Annotated in this window: 12 protein-coding genes and 1 tRNA gene; 1 reads left to right on the top strand and 12 read right to left on the bottom strand. The window is 67.2% G+C overall.

Annotation, left to right across the window (positions count from 1 at the left end; genetic code table 11):
- Positions 1–133 precede the first annotated feature (133 nt).
- From lon to O7R11_RS01375, 6 genes are all read right to left on the bottom strand, one after another.
- Positions 134–2542, bottom strand: coding sequence for an endopeptidase La (gene lon / locus O7R11_RS01350; protein WP_337995675.1), 2409 nt, complete (start codon positions 2540–2542; stop codon positions 134–136).
- A gap of 96 nt (positions 2543–2638) precedes the next feature.
- A complete protein-coding gene (clpX, locus tag O7R11_RS01355; RefSeq protein ID WP_337995676.1) occupies positions 2639–3904 on the bottom strand; it encodes an ATP-dependent Clp protease ATP-binding subunit ClpX in 1266 nt (421 codons plus the stop codon).
- A 207-nt stretch (positions 3905–4111) separates the two neighbouring features.
- A complete protein-coding gene (gene clpP, locus O7R11_RS01360) occupies positions 4112–4756 on the bottom strand; it encodes an ATP-dependent Clp endopeptidase proteolytic subunit ClpP (protein ID WP_337995677.1) in 645 nt (214 codons plus the stop codon).
- 143 nt (positions 4757–4899) lie between these two features.
- Positions 4900–6372, bottom strand: a complete 1473-nt coding sequence (gene tig, locus O7R11_RS01365) for a trigger factor (RefSeq protein WP_337995678.1) — start codon at positions 6370–6372, stop codon at positions 4900–4902.
- Between the two features lie 158 nt (positions 6373–6530).
- A tRNA-Leu gene (locus O7R11_RS01370) sits at positions 6531–6614 on the bottom strand.
- Positions 6615–6689: 75 nt separating this feature from the next.
- Positions 6690–8189, bottom strand: a complete 1500-nt coding sequence (locus tag O7R11_RS01375) for an NAD(P)H-hydrate dehydratase (RefSeq protein WP_337995679.1) — start codon at positions 8187–8189, stop codon at positions 6690–6692.
- Between the two features lie 129 nt (positions 8190–8318).
- Here O7R11_RS01375 and O7R11_RS01380 point away from each other — a divergent pair, with 129 nt between their 5' ends.
- Positions 8319–9581: a D-amino acid dehydrogenase gene (locus O7R11_RS01380; RefSeq protein ID WP_337995680.1), complete on the top strand. Its 1263-nt coding sequence runs from the start codon at positions 8319–8321 to the stop codon at positions 9579–9581.
- A gap of 173 nt (positions 9582–9754) precedes the next feature.
- On the opposite strand, the gene O7R11_RS01385 is transcribed toward O7R11_RS01380, so the two are convergent.
- The 6 genes from O7R11_RS01385 to O7R11_RS01410 form a co-directional block, all read right to left on the bottom strand.
- Positions 9755–10555 carry a rhomboid family intramembrane serine protease gene (locus O7R11_RS01385; RefSeq protein WP_337995681.1) on the bottom strand — a complete coding sequence of 267 codons (801 nt, stop codon included), beginning with the start codon at positions 10553–10555 and terminating at the stop codon, positions 9755–9757.
- Between the two features lie 4 nt (positions 10556–10559).
- Positions 10560–11414 (bottom strand): mechanosensitive ion channel family protein, encoded by an 855-nt coding sequence (locus O7R11_RS01390; RefSeq protein ID WP_337995682.1) that lies wholly within the window; start codon positions 11412–11414, stop codon positions 10560–10562.
- A gap of 17 nt (positions 11415–11431) precedes the next feature.
- A complete protein-coding gene (locus O7R11_RS01395; protein ID WP_337995683.1) occupies positions 11432–12223 on the bottom strand; it encodes a Card1-like endonuclease domain-containing protein in 792 nt (263 codons plus the stop codon).
- A 61-nt stretch (positions 12224–12284) separates the two neighbouring features.
- Positions 12285–13343, bottom strand: coding sequence for an alkene reductase (locus O7R11_RS01400; RefSeq protein ID WP_337995684.1), 1059 nt, complete (start codon positions 13341–13343; stop codon positions 12285–12287).
- Between the two features lie 204 nt (positions 13344–13547).
- Entirely contained in the window at positions 13548–14246 is a 699-nt protein-coding gene (locus O7R11_RS01405) for an LrgB family protein (RefSeq protein WP_337995685.1), read from the bottom strand.
- Positions 14233–14640 carry a CidA/LrgA family protein gene (locus O7R11_RS01410; protein ID WP_337995686.1) on the bottom strand — a complete coding sequence of 136 codons (408 nt, stop codon included), beginning with the start codon at positions 14638–14640 and terminating at the stop codon, positions 14233–14235. Before O7R11_RS01410 ends, O7R11_RS01405 begins: the two co-directional genes overlap by 14 nt.
- Positions 14641–14669: the final 29 nt, after the last annotated feature.

Below are 14669 nucleotides of genomic sequence, written 5' to 3' on the forward strand. Positions count from 1 at the left end.
CAAGACAACGCCTCAACCTTTCCAAGAATTCGTCCATGAAATACGGCAATATATGGACATCCTTGAACCATACAAAGAAAAGGCGGTAAATAAACCGCCTTTTCTCTGTCATCCCGGAGCGAAGCCGCCGCAACTAATGAGTCAGCACGGTATCGTCATTATCGGCGGGAGGGGCGATTTTTGCCATCGCTTCGTCGGCGGTTTCATCCCATTCGATCGGAACCGGCTCGCGCACCAGGGCGTGGCTCAGCACTTCGTCGGCCGTGGAAACCGGGATGATCTTCATCCCGCGCTTCACGTTGTCGGGAATCTCCGTCAGGTCCTTCTCGTTCTCCTCGGGGATCAGCACCGTTTTGATGCCGCCGCGCAGCGCCGCCAGCAGCTTTTCCTTCAACCCGCCGATGGCGAGCACGCGGCCGCGCAGCGTAATCTCGCCGGTCATCGCCACATCCCTGCGCACCGGAATGCCGGTAAGCGCGGAAACGATGGAGGTGACCATGGCGACGCCCGCCGAGGGACCGTCTTTCGGCGTTGCGCCCTCGGGCACGTGCACGTGGATGTCCTTCTTCTCGAACAGCGTCGGCTTGATGCCGAGCAGCGGCGAACGCGACCGCACGAACGAACGCGCCGCCTGGATCGATTCCTTCATCACGTCGCCGAGCTGTCCGGTGAGCGTGACCGCGCCCTTGCCCGGCATCAGCACGGATTCGATGGTGAGCAATTCGCCGCCCACCTCGGTCCAGGCCAACCCGGTCACCGCACCGACCATGTCCTCGAGCTCCGCCTCGCCATAGCGGAAGCGGCGCACGCCGGCATATTTATCGAGATTGCGGCGGGTTACGGAGATTTTCTTGGTGTTCTTGGTGAGAATTTCCTTGGTCGCCTTGCGGGTCAGATTGGCGAGTTCGCGCTCGAGATTGCGCACCCCGGCCTCGCGCGTGTAGTAGCGGATGAGGTCCTTCAGCGCATCGTCGGAAATCGACCACTCGCCGGTCTTCAGGCCGTTGGCCTTGAGCTGCTTTTCGACCAGGTGGCGCTTGGCGATTTCCACCTTCTCGTCCTCGGTGTAGCCCGAAAGCCGGATGATCTCCATGCGGTCCAGCAGCGGCTGCGGCATGCGCAGGGTGTTCGCGGTGGTCACGAACATCACGTCGGAGAGGTCGTAGTCCACTTCCAGATAGAGGTCGTTGAAGGCGACGTTCTGCTCCGGGTCCAGCACTTCCAAAAGCGCCGAAGCCGGATCGCCGCGCCAGTCGGCGCCGACCTTGTCCACTTCGTCGAGCAGGAACAGCGGGTTGGAGGTTCCCGCCTTCTTCATCCCCTGCACCACCTTGCCCGGCATCGAGCCGATGTAGGTGCGGCGGTGGCCGCGGATTTCCGCCTCGTCGCGCATGCCGCCGAGCGACACGCGCACGAAGTTGCGCCCGGTCGCCCGGGCGATCGACTTGCCGAGCGAGGTCTTGCCGACGCCGGGCGGGCCGACCAGGCAGAGGATCGGGCCTTTGACCTTCTGGGTGCGCTGCTGCACCGCGAGGTATTCGAGAATGCGTTCCTTGACCTTGTCGAGGCCGTAGTGCTCCTCGTTGAGCACCGCCTCCGCCCACCTCAGGTCCTGCTTGACGCGGGAGCGCTTCTTCCACGGCAGGGAGAGCATCCAGTCGAGGTAGTTGCGCACCACCGTCGCCTCGGCGGACATCGGGCTCATGTTGCGGAGCTTCTTCAGCTCGGCGTTGGCCTTCTCCCGCGCCTCCTTGGAGAGCTTGGTCTTCTCGATGCGCTCCTCGAGTTCGGTGATCTCGTCGCGGCCGTCGTCGGTTTCGCCCAGTTCCTTCTGGATCGCCTTGAGCTGTTCGTTCAGGTAGTACTCGCGCTGCGTCTTCTCCATCTGGCGCTTGACGCGGCTCCTGATCTTCTTTTCCACCTGGAGCACGCCGATCTCGGACTCCATGAAGGCGTAGACCCTCTCCAGGCGGTCGTGCACCGAGGTGACCTCCAGCAGCTCCTGCTTCTCGGAAATCTTGATCTGCAGGTGCGAGGCCACGGTGTCGCCGAGCTTCGAGGGGTCGTCGATCTGGTTGATCGAGACCATCACCTCGGGGGGGATCTTCTTGTTGAGCTTGATGTACTGGTCGAACTGGGAGACCACGGAGCGGGCCAGAGCCTCGGTCTCCTGCTCGTCGCCCCATTCGTCGTCGAGCGTCGCCGACGCCGCCTCGAAATAGGGCTTGCCCTCGACGAAGCGGGAAATCCGCGCACGCTTGCCGCCCTCCACCAGCACCTTCACCGTGCCGTCGGGCAGCTTCAGCAGTTGCAGAACGGTGCTGAGCGTGCCGACGCCGAAGATGTCGTCGGCGCCCGGGTCGTCCTGGGTGGCGTCCTTCTGCGCGACCAGCAGAATCTGCTTGTCCTCGCGCATCACCTCCTCGAGCGCCAGCACCGACTTCTCGCGGCCGACGAACAGCGGCACGATCATGTGGGGAAACACCACGATGTCGCGCAACGGCAAGACAGGAAAGGCGTTTCCACTGGATTCGGTCAACATACGTCCTCGTTTGATACGTGACGGGCGAATGCCCTCAGACGCAAGAACTATGGGGCGGCGGCGGCCCGGTCAACCCCCGGCCGCCGCAAAGCGCGCTCAGGCGCTGGAGCCCATCTCGTCCTTGCGCTCGCCGTAGATGAACAGCGGCTTGGAGGAATCCTCCACCACGTCCTTGTTCACCACGACTTCCTCGATGCCGTTCTGGCTCGGCAGGTCGAACATGGTTTCGAGCAGGATGCCCTCCATGATCGAGCGCAGGCCGCGCGCGCCGGTCTTGCGCGCGATCGCCTTGTGCGCGATCGCGGTAAGCGCGTCCTCCTTGAACGACAGGGAAACGTTCTCCATCTCGAACAGCCGCTGATACTGCTTCACCAGGGCGTTCTTCGGCTTGGTGAGAATCTCGATCAGCGCCTCTTCGTCCAGGTCCTCCAGCGTCGCGATCACCGGCAGGCGGCCGACGAATTCCGGAATCAGGCCGTACTTCAGCAGGTCCTCCGGTTCCACGCCCTTGAGGATTTCGCCGGAGCGGCGCTCCTCCGGGCTCTTCACGTCGGCGCCGAAGCCGATGGAGGTGCCCTGGTTGCGCTGGCCGATCACCTTTTCCAGCCCGGCGAACGCGCCGCCGCAGATGAACAGGATGTTGGTGGTGTCCACCTGCAGGAATTCCTGCTGCGGGTGCTTGCGCCCGCCCTGCGGCGGCACCGAGGCGACGGTGCCTTCCATGATCTTCAACAGCGCCTGCTGCACGCCCTCGCCCGAGACGTCGCGGGTGATCGAGGGGTTGTCGGACTTGCGGGAGATCTTGTCGATCTCGTCGATGTAGACGATGCCGCGCTGCGCCCGCTCGACGTTGTAGTCCGCGGCCTGCAACAGCTTGAGGATGATGTTCTCCACGTCCTCGCCGACGTAGCCCGCCTCGGTGAGCGTGGTGGCGTCCGCCATGGTGAACGGCACGTCGAGAATGCGCGCCAGCGTCTGCGCCAACAGGGTCTTGCCGCAGCCGGTGGGGCCGATCAGCAGAATGTTGGACTTCGACAGCTCGACGTCGTTGTTCTTCGCGGCGTGCGCCAGGCGCTTGTAGTGGTTGTGCACCGCCACCGCGAGAACCTTCTTCGCGTGCTTCTGCCCGATCACGTAGTCGTCGAGCACCGCCATGATGTCGAGCGGCGTCGGCACCCCGTCGCGCGAGCGCACCAGGTTCGACTTGTTCTCCTCGCGGATGATGTCCATGCACAGTTCGACGCACTCGTCGCAGATGAACACCGTCGGCCCGGCGATGAGCTTGCGCACCTCGTGCTGGCTTTTGCCGCAGAACGAGCAATAGAGCGTGTTCTTCGAGTCGCCGCCAGAGGACTTGACCATCCCTTACTCCTGCCTTCGCGTCGCCCGCGGACCCGGTCCGGATCCTTGGGCGGCCTTGCCGCGCGTCATCCTAGCCGGACAACCACGCACCGAACAACCCGCAAATCCCGTGCCGATCCGGCGGATATCCGCCCCTCACGCACCATAGGTAGGGGCGATTCACCAAAACGTCACCGGTACGGGCCGGAGATTATGCCGTTCTCCCGATCAGGAAGCGGTTTTGCCGTCGGCCGAAGCCGGGCGTTCCGCCACCACGTCATCGACCAAACCGAAGGCTTTTGCCGCTTCCGCGGTCATATAGTTGTCGCGGTCCATCGCCTTCTCGATGGTGGCGATGTCCTGGCCGGTGAACCCGGCGTAGAGCGCATTGAGGCGACCGCGCAGTTCGAGAATCTCGCGCGCCTGGATCTCGATGTCCGCCGCCTGGCCCTGGAAGCCGCCCGAGGGCTGGTGGATCATTATCCGCGAATTCGGCAGGGCGAAGCGCTTGCCCTTGGTTCCGGCGGCGAGCAGGAACGAGCCCATGGAGGCCGCCTGCCCCATGCACACCGTGGACACCCCGCAGCGGATGTAGCGCATGGTGTCGAAAATGGCGAGGCCCGAGGTCACCACGCCGCCCGGCGAGTTGATGTAGAACGAGATGTCCTTGCTCGGGTTCTCCGATTCCAGGAACAGCAGCTGCGCGCAGATCAGGCTCGCCACCTCGTCGTTGACGCCGCCGGTGAGGAAGACGATGCGCTCCTTGAGCAGGCGGGAGAAGATGTCGTAGGACCGCTCGCCGCGGCTGGTCTGCTCCACCACCATCGGAATCAGGGTGCTGTTGTAGATGTCGATGGGGTCACGGTCGCGCATGAAATCCTCTCTGGATCGGATTTGGAAAAACTCTGCCTCTAGGACATATCCGCTTTTCGGCGGCGCTTGCAAGGCCGGAAAAAACAGCGCCCGGAGGAGGCCTCCGGGCGCCGCGGCTTTATGCATGCCTTTGCATGCAAAGCTTATTCCTCGGCCTTGGCCTTCTTCTTCGCCGGCTTCTTGGCGGGCGCCTTCTCGGCTTTTTCCGCCTTTTCCGCCTCCGGCTCCTCGGCCGCCTTGGCCTTGGCCGCGGGCTTTTTCTTCGCCGGAGCCTTCTTCTTCGGCGCTTCCTCGGCCTCGTCCGGGTCGGCCATCAACTCCTGCGGCGACACTTCGCGGTCGGTCAGCTGCACCAGTTCGAGGACGAAATCGACGGTCTTCTCCTCGAACAACGGCGCCTGCAATTGCTCCATCGCCTGCTGGTTCTTGGTGAAGTATTCGAAGACCTGCCGCTCCTGGCCCGGGAACTGCCGCGCCTGCTGGAACACCGCACGCTGCAGGTCTTCCTTGCTCACCTGGATATTGTTGATGCGGCCGATCTCGGCGAGCAGCAGGCCGAGGCGCACGCGGCGCTCGGCGATCGCCTGATACTCTTCCTTGAGCGCCTCCTCGGACTTGTCCACGTCGGAGGGATCGAGGGTGCCGTTGGCCTTGGCCTCTTCCAGGGACTTCCAGATCGCGGCGAACTCGCCCTCGAGCAGCGCGGACGGCACCTCGAACTTGTGGGTCTCGTCCAACGCGTCGAGCAGAACCCGCTTCAGCCGCTGGCGCGACGCCTGGGCGAATTCCTCCTCGATGCGGCTGCGCAGGGCCTTACGCAGTTCATCGAGGTCCTTCAGTCCCTCGTGCTGGGCCAGTTCGTCGTTGACCGGGTGCTCGTGGAATTCCTTCACCGCCTTCAGCGTGACGTCGAAGGTGGTCTCCTTGCCCGCCAGGTCCTTGGCGTGGTAGTCCGCCGGGAAGGTCACCTTGACCTCGACCGCGTCGCCCGCCTTGACGCCGACCAGCTGCTCCTCGAAACCCGGAATGAACATGCCGGAGCCGAGTTCGAGGTCGAAGTCCTTGCCCTCCCCGCCGGGGAACGGCGTGCCGTCGAGCTTGCCGACGAAATCGATGGTCACCGCGTCGCCGTTGGCCGCGGCGCGCTCCACCACCACCGGATGCGCGTGGGCGTGGTGCTGGGCGACATTGGCCAGCGCCTTCTCCACGTCCTCTTCCGGCGCGGACGCCTTGAGACGCTCCAGGCTGATCTTGGAGAGGTCGGCGATGGCGATCTCCGGCAGGACTTCCATCTCCACCGAGAACTCCAGGTCCTTGCCGTCGTCGAAGGAGACGATCTCGATCTTCGGCTGCACCGCCGGGCGCAGCTTGCGCTCGGACACCGTCTTGGCGGTGCACTCGTTGATCATCGCCTCCATCACCTCGCCCATCACCGCGGGCCGGTACCGCTTGCTCAGGAAGGACATCGGCACCTTGCCGGGCCGGAACCCGGGGATCGATGCGTTGTGGCCGACCTCGACCAGGCGTGCCGTGACTTTTTCCTCAATCTGGGCAGCAGGCACGACGATCGAGAACGCGCGCTTCAGCCCTTCCGTCTTGGTTTCGGTTACCTGCATAGGAAAGCTCTGTGATTATCCAAAATCGTCCTGACGAAGCGACGGCCGTCCACCCTGGGACCATGCGACGAAAAACGGTCCGGGCATGGGAGAAGCCTTCGCGCGAAACTCAACCCCGGGGCGATTCGCCTGCGGGCGCCGGAAGATGCAAAGCGACGTGGTGCGGGCGAAGGGATTTGAACCCCCACGGCTTGCGCCACCAGAACCTAAATCTGGCGTGTCTACCATTCCACCACGCCCGCAATCGTCCCGTGCCGCGGACACGACGTATCGCCGGAGCCGGGTTCTATAACACGCTACCAGTCAAGACGACATCATTAATTTGCCCCCGCCCCGCCGCCCAGCGCGCGCAGAACCGCGGGCAGGGTTTCGGGCAGGTCCTCGGCGATCAACCCGGGGCCGAAGCGTCCCGCCGCCGCGCCGTGCAGCCACACCGCCGCCGCTGCCGCCGCCGCCGCCGCCATGCCCTGCGCCAGAAACGCCGCGATGATTCCGGCAAGCACATCCCCCGCCCCGGCGGTGGCGAGCCACGGCGGCGCGTTGGCGTTGACCGCGGCGCAGCCGTCGGGGGCGGCGATCACCGTGTCCGCACCCTTCAGCGCCACCACCGCCCCGGCGCGCTCCGCCGCGGCGCGGGCGCGGGTGAGCCGATCGCCGGAAAGGTCGGGGAAGAGGCGGGCGAACTCGCCCTCGTGCGGCGTCAGCACCACCGGCCCCGCCCCGGCGACGGCGCGGAACAGCGAGGCCGGGGCTTCGGCGAAGGCGGAGAAGACGTCGGCGTCGAGCACGCAGGCGCGGCGCGCGGCAAGGATGTCCAGCACCCGGCGGCGCAGGCGCGGCGGCTCGCCGTGGCCGGGGCCGATGACCACGGCGTTGCGGCGGGGATCCGCCAGCAACTCGCGGAACACCGTCTCGTCGGCGGCGTCCTTCGCCGGAAACACCAGCGTTCCCGGCGCATCGGCGGCGCAGACGGTAAACACCTGCGGCGGACAGAACAGGCTGACCAGCCCGGCCCCGGCGCGCCGCGCGCCGCGCGCCGCCAGGCGCGCCGCGCCGCTCATTCCGCCGCCGACCACGAGAACGTGGCCGCGGCTGTATTTGTGGTCCGCCACGCCCGGCGGCGGCAGCCGCCACAACCCCGGCCGGTTGGCCCAGGCACGCGCGCCGGAGGCGCGGGCCGCCTCCTCCGGGATGCCGATATCGGCGATCACCACGTCGCCGCACAGGCCGCGGCCGGGCAGCAGCAGATGGCCGGGCTTCATGCGGAAGAAGGTGACGGTGAGCGCCGCGGGGGCCGCGACGCCGCGCACCTCGCCGGTGGCGCCGTCCACCCCGCTCGGAATGTCCACCGCCACCACCGGCGCCCCGGCGTCGCGCACCGCGTGCAACAGCTCCGCCGCGACGCCGTCGATGGTGCGGTTCAGCCCCGCGCCGAACAGCGCGTCCACCACCAGCCCCGCGCCCTTCAGGCAAGCGGGCTCCGGCTCCGCCACCGGCGCGTTCCACGCGGCGAAGAAGCGCGCCGCGTCGCCGCTCAGCCGCGACGCATCGCCGAGCAGGGTCAGAGTCACCGGCCAGCGCGCGGCGCGCAACGCCGCGGCGATGACGAAGCCGTCGCCGCCGTTGTTGCCCGGACCGCACAGCACCGTCACCGGGCGCGGCGTCCAGCGGCTTTCGATCTCGCGCGCCACCGCACCGCCCGCATTCGCCATCAGCGTCGCGCCGGAAACTCCCGAGGCGACGGCGAGACGGTCGGCCTCCGCCATCTGCGCGGGGGTAAGCAGCACGGCAGGCGAAGCGGAGTCCCAGGTTTCCATCGCGATCGACCTCTACGGCATTGCATGGCAGGGAGGTTTCGGTTCAAAGTGTAGCGCACCGCGGCGCGGGGCAAAACGGTTTGCCCCCGTCAGGATGTAATGCGTTTCTCTTTTCGGGTGATGTTTTCCATGCGCGCGATCGTTCTCGGGGCCGGAGTCGTCGGAGTCGGCACGGCCTATGCCCTGGCGCGGCGCGGCGCAGACGTTCTGGTGATCGACCGTCAGCCCGCCCCCGCCCTCGAAACCAGCTTCGCCAACGGCGGCCAGATTTCCGCCTGCCACGTCACCCCCTGGGCGACTCCCAACACGCCGCACCAGTTGGCGAAGTGGTTCGGCCGTCCCGATGCGCCGCTCTACCTGCCGTTCTGGAAACCGGATCTCGACCTCTGGCGCTGGGGGATTCTCTTCCTCGCCAACACCTCGATGACCCGCAGCTGCCGCAACATGGAGCGCGCCCTGCGCGTCGCCCTGCACAGCCGCAACACGATCAAGGCCTGGCGCGCCGAGACCGGCCTGCACTACGACGAACGCACCTGCGGCATCCTCAATTTCTACCGCGACCCCCGGGAGTTCGAGGCCGCCTGCCGCGCCAACGCGGCGATGAACGCCCACGGCCTCGACCGCACGGTCAAGACCCCGGACGAGTGCATCGCCCTGGAACCGGCGCTGGAGCATGCGCGCAAGCGCATCATCGGCGGCATCTACAGCCCCTCCGATGAAAGCGGCGACGCCATGATGTTCGCCCAGGGACTGGCCAAGGAGGCGGAAAAGCTCGGCGTGCGCTTCCGCTTCGACACCTCGGTGGCGGGGCTGGAGGCCGCGGGCAAGACGCTGAAGGCGGTGGTTCTGGAAGGCGGGGAGCGCCTCACCTGCGACGCCGCGGTGGTCTGCCTCGGCAGCTTCAGCGGCAAACTGACGAAGAGCGTGGGATTCGGCCTGCCGATCTACCCCGCCAAGGGCTATTCCATCACCGTCTCCACCGAAGGCCGCTCCGGCGCGCCGACGGTGAGCCTGATCGACGACGAGAACAAGATGGTGTTCTCCCGCCTCGGCGAGCGCCTGCGCGCCGCGGGCACGGCGGAACTCAACGGCTGGAGCGACGCGATCGACCAGCGCCGCGCCGACGTCATCCTCGCCAAGACGCGCGACCTCTTCCCCGAGGCCGCGGACTACGCCGAACCCAACTTCTGGGCCGGGCTGCGCCCCTCGACGCCGGACTCCGCGCCGATCATCGGCGCGACGCCGGTCTCCGGACTGTGGCTCAACACCGGGCACGGCACCCTCGGCTGGACCATGGCCGCAGGCTCCGGCGACGTCATCGCCGACTGCGTCACCGGCGAAACCCCGGCGATCGACATCGACGGCCTGGGCATGGACCGCTTCGGCCGGTAGCCCCCCAAAAACCAAAACGTTGCGAGGGGACACGTTCCCCTCGCGCTCCCCATGACTCTTTTCGCCGCGCAGCGGCAGGCAGCACCCACGTTGCCGTTATGGCGCTACGCGCAAAAATCGAAAGTTATGGGAGGTCCGGAAGGACCGAATCCCCCCGGAAAGTTTTTGTTTCATCACCGCCGGTCCCACGGCGAGCCGCCCACATCCGGCACGCCGCGGCGGCGGCGCGTCCGCTGCGACGGCATGCGGAAGGGGGTGATCTCGAAGGCCTGGCTATGTGCGGGCTGGAACAGCCGCACCTCGCCGCGCTTGAAGGCGAAGATCAGCGCCGCCCCGGCGAGGAAGCCTCCGACATGGGCGAAATAGGCCACGCCGCCCTGCGCGCCGGGCGGAACCTGCAACCCCGAGATGGTCTGCATGAGGAACCAGCCGATGAGAATCGCCGCGGCGGGCACGCTGACGATGCGGAAGAACACCAGCACCACCACCAGGGTGCGCACGTTGGCGCGCGGATACATCAGCGCATAGGCCCCGAGCACCCCGGCGATGGCCCCGGACGCGCCGATCATCGGCACCGTGGAGGAGGTGTCGAGACCGGACTGGAACAGCGCCGCCGCATAGCCGCAGAGCGCATAGAACAGCAGATAGCGGACCCGGCCCATCGCCTCTTCGACGTTGTTGCCGAAGATCCAGAGGAACAGCATGTTGCCGCCGAGGTGGAGGAAGCCGCCGTGCAGGAACATCGAGGTGAGCGGCGAGGCCCAGGCGGGAATGGCGCGGTATTCCGCGGGCAGGCTCTCGCCGCCGAGGAGCAGCGCCGGGATCGAGCCGTACTGGACGGAGATCAGGCGCGATTGCGCGTCGGTGAGCCCCGACTGCCAGAGGAAGACGCCGACGCACAGGCCGATCAGCAGCCAGGTGACATAGGCGGGCCGGCGCGTCGGGTTGTCGTCGAACAGGGGGAGGAAGAACATTCTGCTAGGCTCTCCCCTCGTCCGCCGCGGCGGAGAGATGGCCGAGCGCGGCGCGCACCGCGTTCTGCTCGAAGCGGATGGCGTTGCGGGTCGGCAGAAAGGCGCTGACGTTCATGCGGATTTTCGCCTCGTTGGTGGTCTCGAAGATGATCTCGGGTTCGACGTCCTGCAAGTCCAGCCCCGCCTTGCGCTCGATCGTCGCATTGTAGCGCCGCGCCAGTTCCATGTGCGGCTCCATATCGCGTTCCAGGCTGTCGCGCACCAGCTTTTCCATCGCGTCGATCTCCGCCCCCGGCTCGAAGGTCAGGGTGAACTTGTGATAGACGTAGCGGCCATAGAAGGTTTCGTTGCGCACCGGCGCGGTGAGGAACACCGCGTTGGGGATGGAGACCAGCCGCCCGGTGAACTCGTAGGAGCGTCCGTCGGAGTGGATCTCCTGCAGGGTGACGGTGAGGAGGTCCATGTTCACCACCTGGCCGCGCACCCCGCCGATCTCCACCCAGTCGCCGACCCGCGCGGAATTGGAGACGACGCGCACCACCCCGCCGGAGAGGCACATGATCAGTTCCTTGGTGGCGATGATGATCGCCACGGCGAAGGCGGTGAGCGACAGGGCGAAGGTTTTCAGCGACGGCGCCCAGATCAGGAACAGGCCGACGACGATGAGGAGGAAGGCGGCGTTCTTCACCCGGGCGAGGATGCGCCAGTGCTTCTCGCTGATGAACTGCTCGCGGCGGCGCAGCGTGTGCTCGAAGAGGCTGCGCCCGAGCGCCACCGCGACCACCAGCGCCACCGAAGCGATGATCTCCCCGGCGGGCAGGCCGCCCCAATCCAAGCTGAAGAAGCGTTCCCAGGTCATTGGTATGCCATGCTTCCTTATGCGGATTCGCGGCGCATTCCCGCGCCGTGCACCGGATGCTCGAGCAGCGGAATCTCCTCCGTCCGCAGGTCCTGCACCACCTTGGTCATGTAGGGCAGAAGCCGCCGCCAGGGAAGGTCCTCCAGCCCCAGCACGTAGACGTCGAGCGCCCGCGCCTTGCCGAACAGGCTGCCGTAGCGGGCGGCGCCCTCGTCCTCCCGGAAGGCGGTGGTGGTGAACAGGAAGGCGCTGTCCCAGGGGTAGCCGTACTGGTCCTGGGCGTTGTCGATCTCGTTGAGGAAGTTGACCAGCGCGCCGCGATAGTTCTGCGAGCCCGCGGCGTTGGGCTGCGGGCGCATCGCCTTGCACGAGGCGAAGGCGAGACGGTCGCCGATGCGGGCGATCACGTCGATCTCGTTGTCGCCTTCGTACTCGTCCACCCGCCAGTGGATCGCCTGGTGGAAGGTGGCGGCGTCCGCCCCGGCGTGGAGGAAGGCGGCCCAGACGTATTCCTCCAGCCACTGGCCGCGCAGGAACATGTCCGCATCGTGCCCGGCGGGCTGGGGCGTGCCCTTGCGCGGCAGCAGCAGCCCGGCATCGGTGAGGTAGGCGCGCACGTCCACGCCGCGCCCGGAGGTGCCGGGCGCATGGTGCATCATGCCGCGGCGCAGGTAGTCGAATTCGGCGAAGTGCTCGGCGATGAAGCGCGCATGGGGAAACCAGGTGCGGGCGCGGGCCGCCTCCTCGCGGGAGAGGTCCCGGTTGAGGCTGACGTTGCGTCCGGCCAGCAGCAGCTTCAGATGGTCCATGGCGTCCCCCGTGACACCCATACATGCCATCGGAGGACGCCCTGCACAACCTTGGAAGGGCTCAGGCGGTTTCCAGAGCCGGGTAATCGGTGTAGCCCACCGCGCCGTCGCCGTAGAAGGTTTCCTGGTTCCAGGCGTTGAGCGGCGCGTCCGTCGCGAGGCGCTGCACCAGGTCGGGGTTGGCGATGTAGTCCTTGCCGAAGGAGACGGCATCCGCCTCCCCCGCGTCGAGCAGGCGCTGCGCCACCGCCTTGGTCAACCCCTCGTTGGCGATGAACACGCCGCCGAAGGTCTTCTTGAGGTCCGGGCCGATGCGGCCCGGGCCCTGGCTCTCGCGCGCGAAGATGAAGGCGATGCCGCGCTTCTTCATCTCTTCCGCGACGTAGCCGAAGGTGGCGGCGGGGTTGGAATCCCCCATGCTGTGGGATTCGCCGCGCGGCGCGATGTGCAGGCCGACGCGGTCCGCGCCCCATTCGGCGATCGCCGCGTCCACCGCTTCCAGCATCAGGCGGGCGCGGTTCTCGATCGGGCCGCCGTAGGCGTCGGTGCGGCGGTTGGAGCCGTCCTGGAGGAACTGGTCGAGCAGATAGCCGTTGGCGCCGTGCACCTCCACGCCGTCGAAGCCCGCGGTCTTGGCGTTGGCCGCGGCCTGGCGATAGGCGGCGACGATGCCGGGAATCTCCGCGATCTCCAGCGCGCGCGGCGTAACGTAGGGGCGCATCGGCCGCACCAGGCTGACATGCCCCTCGGGCGCAAGGGCGCTGGGGGCCACCGGCAGTTCTCCCCCCAGGAAGATCGGGTCGGAGACGCGGCCGACGTGCCAGAGTTGCAGGAACATCCGTCCGCCCGCGGCGTGCACCGCATCGGTGACGGTGCGCCAGCCCGCCACCTGCGCCTCGGACCAGATGCCCGGCGTCGCGGCATAGCCGACGCCCATGGGGATGATCGAGGTCGCCTCGCTGAGGATCAGGCCGGCGCCGGCGCGTTGCACGTAGTAGTCCGCCATCAGGGCGTTGGGGATGCGTCGGTCTCCGGCGCGGGCACGGGTGAGCGGCGCCATGACGATACGGTTGGGCAGGGTCAGAGCGCCTACCTTCAGGGGGTCGAACAGCGAGGGCATGGGAGTACCTTCCAGCTTCGGGACAACACGGAACGCGCGAACGCGGCTTGATGCGGAGTCATCTGTGCGGCCTGCGCCCGGATGTCCAGAGCGCCTACGGAAAAACCGCGCGGCAAGGTGAGGCGCTTCTCAGAAAAGAAAAGGCGCCGCGCCCGAGAGGGCGCGGCGCAAGGTGACGCCAGGGCAAGGGAGGAACAAAAAACCCTAGCGCAGGAGAAACACCACCAATGGCGCCGCCAGAACGTTGGCGACCCCGGACAAAATCATCACCAGACCGGCGATCGAACCTTCCTCGCCGCCGATCTCCGTGGCCTTGGCGACGCCCGCGCCGTGCGCCCCCATGCCGAACAGGGAGCCGCGCGCCAGCGCCGACTTGAGCGGCAGCCACTTCAGCAGCACCTCGCCCATCGCCACGCCGACCACCGCGGTGACCACCACGAACACCGCCGTGAGGTCCGGCACGCCGCCGATGTCGCCCGCGACGATGAGGGCGAACGGCATGCTCATGGAACGCGGCAGCAGGCTCAGGCGCAGGCTCTCGGAAAGGCCGAACAGCGAGGACAGCCCCCAGGCGCTGGTCATCGCGATGGCGCTGCCCGCGGCCACGCCGATGATCAGCACCGGCCAGTTGCGGCGGATCACCGTGCGGTGCTCGTAGATCGGCAGGGCGAAGGCCACGGTCGCCGGACCGAGCGCCAGCATCAGCCAGTGGGTGGCGTGAAAGTAGTCGCCGTAGCCCACCCGCGCGCCCAGCGCCAGGCCCAGCAGCAGCGTCGGCGCAACGAGGAGCGGCGACAGCCACCACACCGGACGGCGGCGATAGAGCGCGCGGGCGGCCACATACGCGGCCACGGTGGCGGCGAGCCAGAAGGCATCGGAGACCCAGGCGTCAGCGAACCGCATGGCGCACCCACCACCGATAGGAGAGGTCCACCGCGAACGCGGTGCCCAGCATCACCAGGAGCGTGCCCAGCAGCACCGTGGCGAACAGCTTGAGCCCCAGGGGGCCGAGCCACTCCGCATGGTCCATCACCGCCAGAACCGCGGGCACGAAGAACAGCAGCATCTCGCCGATCAGGAAGCGTGCGCCGCGGCGCACGCTGGCCGGGCGGACGAAGCCGCTGCCGAGCAGCAGCAGCATCAGGCCGAGGCCGACGATGGCGCCGGGAAACGGCAGCCCGATCGCCCGGGTGGCGAAGTTGCCCGCGAGCCACAGCCCGGCCAGCAGCGCCACCTGCGCGGCGCGGCTGCGCTGCACGGCGGTGCGGAGGACGGAGAAGAGGTGGAGGCGGTTCATGCCACGGGTCCGGTTTGTTGCGAACGACT

It is taken from the genome of Oleispirillum naphthae (assembly GCA_027864655.1).
GTDB classification, from domain to species: domain Bacteria; phylum Pseudomonadota; class Alphaproteobacteria; order Rhodospirillales; family Rhodospirillaceae; genus Oleispirillum; species Oleispirillum naphthae.

Coding starts and splice junctions, on each gene's coding strand:
- lon (WP_337995675.1), bottom strand. CDS start 2,542: ATGTTGACCGAATCCAGTGGAAACGCCTTTCCTGTCTTGCCGTTGCGC.
- clpX (WP_337995676.1), bottom strand. CDS start 3,904: ATGGTCAAGTCCTCTGGCGGCGACTCGAAGAACACGCTCTATTGCTCG.
- clpP (WP_337995677.1), bottom strand. CDS start 4,756: ATGCGCGACCGTGACCCCATCGACATCTACAACAGCACCCTGATTCCG.
- tig (WP_337995678.1), bottom strand. CDS start 6,372: ATGCAGGTAACCGAAACCAAGACGGAAGGGCTGAAGCGCGCGTTCTCG.
- O7R11_RS01375 (WP_337995679.1), bottom strand. CDS start 8,189: ATGGAAACCTGGGACTCCGCTTCGCCTGCCGTGCTGCTTACCCCCGCG.
- O7R11_RS01380 (WP_337995680.1), top strand. CDS start 8,319: ATGCGCGCGATCGTTCTCGGGGCCGGAGTCGTCGGAGTCGGCACGGCC.
- O7R11_RS01385 (WP_337995681.1), bottom strand. CDS start 10,555: ATGTTCTTCCTCCCCCTGTTCGACGACAACCCGACGCGCCGGCCCGCC.
- O7R11_RS01390 (WP_337995682.1), bottom strand. CDS start 11,414: ATGACCTGGGAACGCTTCTTCAGCTTGGATTGGGGCGGCCTGCCCGCC.
- O7R11_RS01395 (WP_337995683.1), bottom strand. CDS start 12,223: ATGGACCATCTGAAGCTGCTGCTGGCCGGACGCAACGTCAGCCTCAAC.
- O7R11_RS01400 (WP_337995684.1), bottom strand. CDS start 13,343: ATGCCCTCGCTGTTCGACCCCCTGAAGGTAGGCGCTCTGACCCTGCCC.
- O7R11_RS01405 (WP_337995685.1), bottom strand. CDS start 14,246: ATGCGGTTCGCTGACGCCTGGGTCTCCGATGCCTTCTGGCTCGCCGCC.
- O7R11_RS01410 (WP_337995686.1), bottom strand. CDS start 14,640: ATGAACCGCCTCCACCTCTTCTCCGTCCTCCGCACCGCCGTGCAGCGC.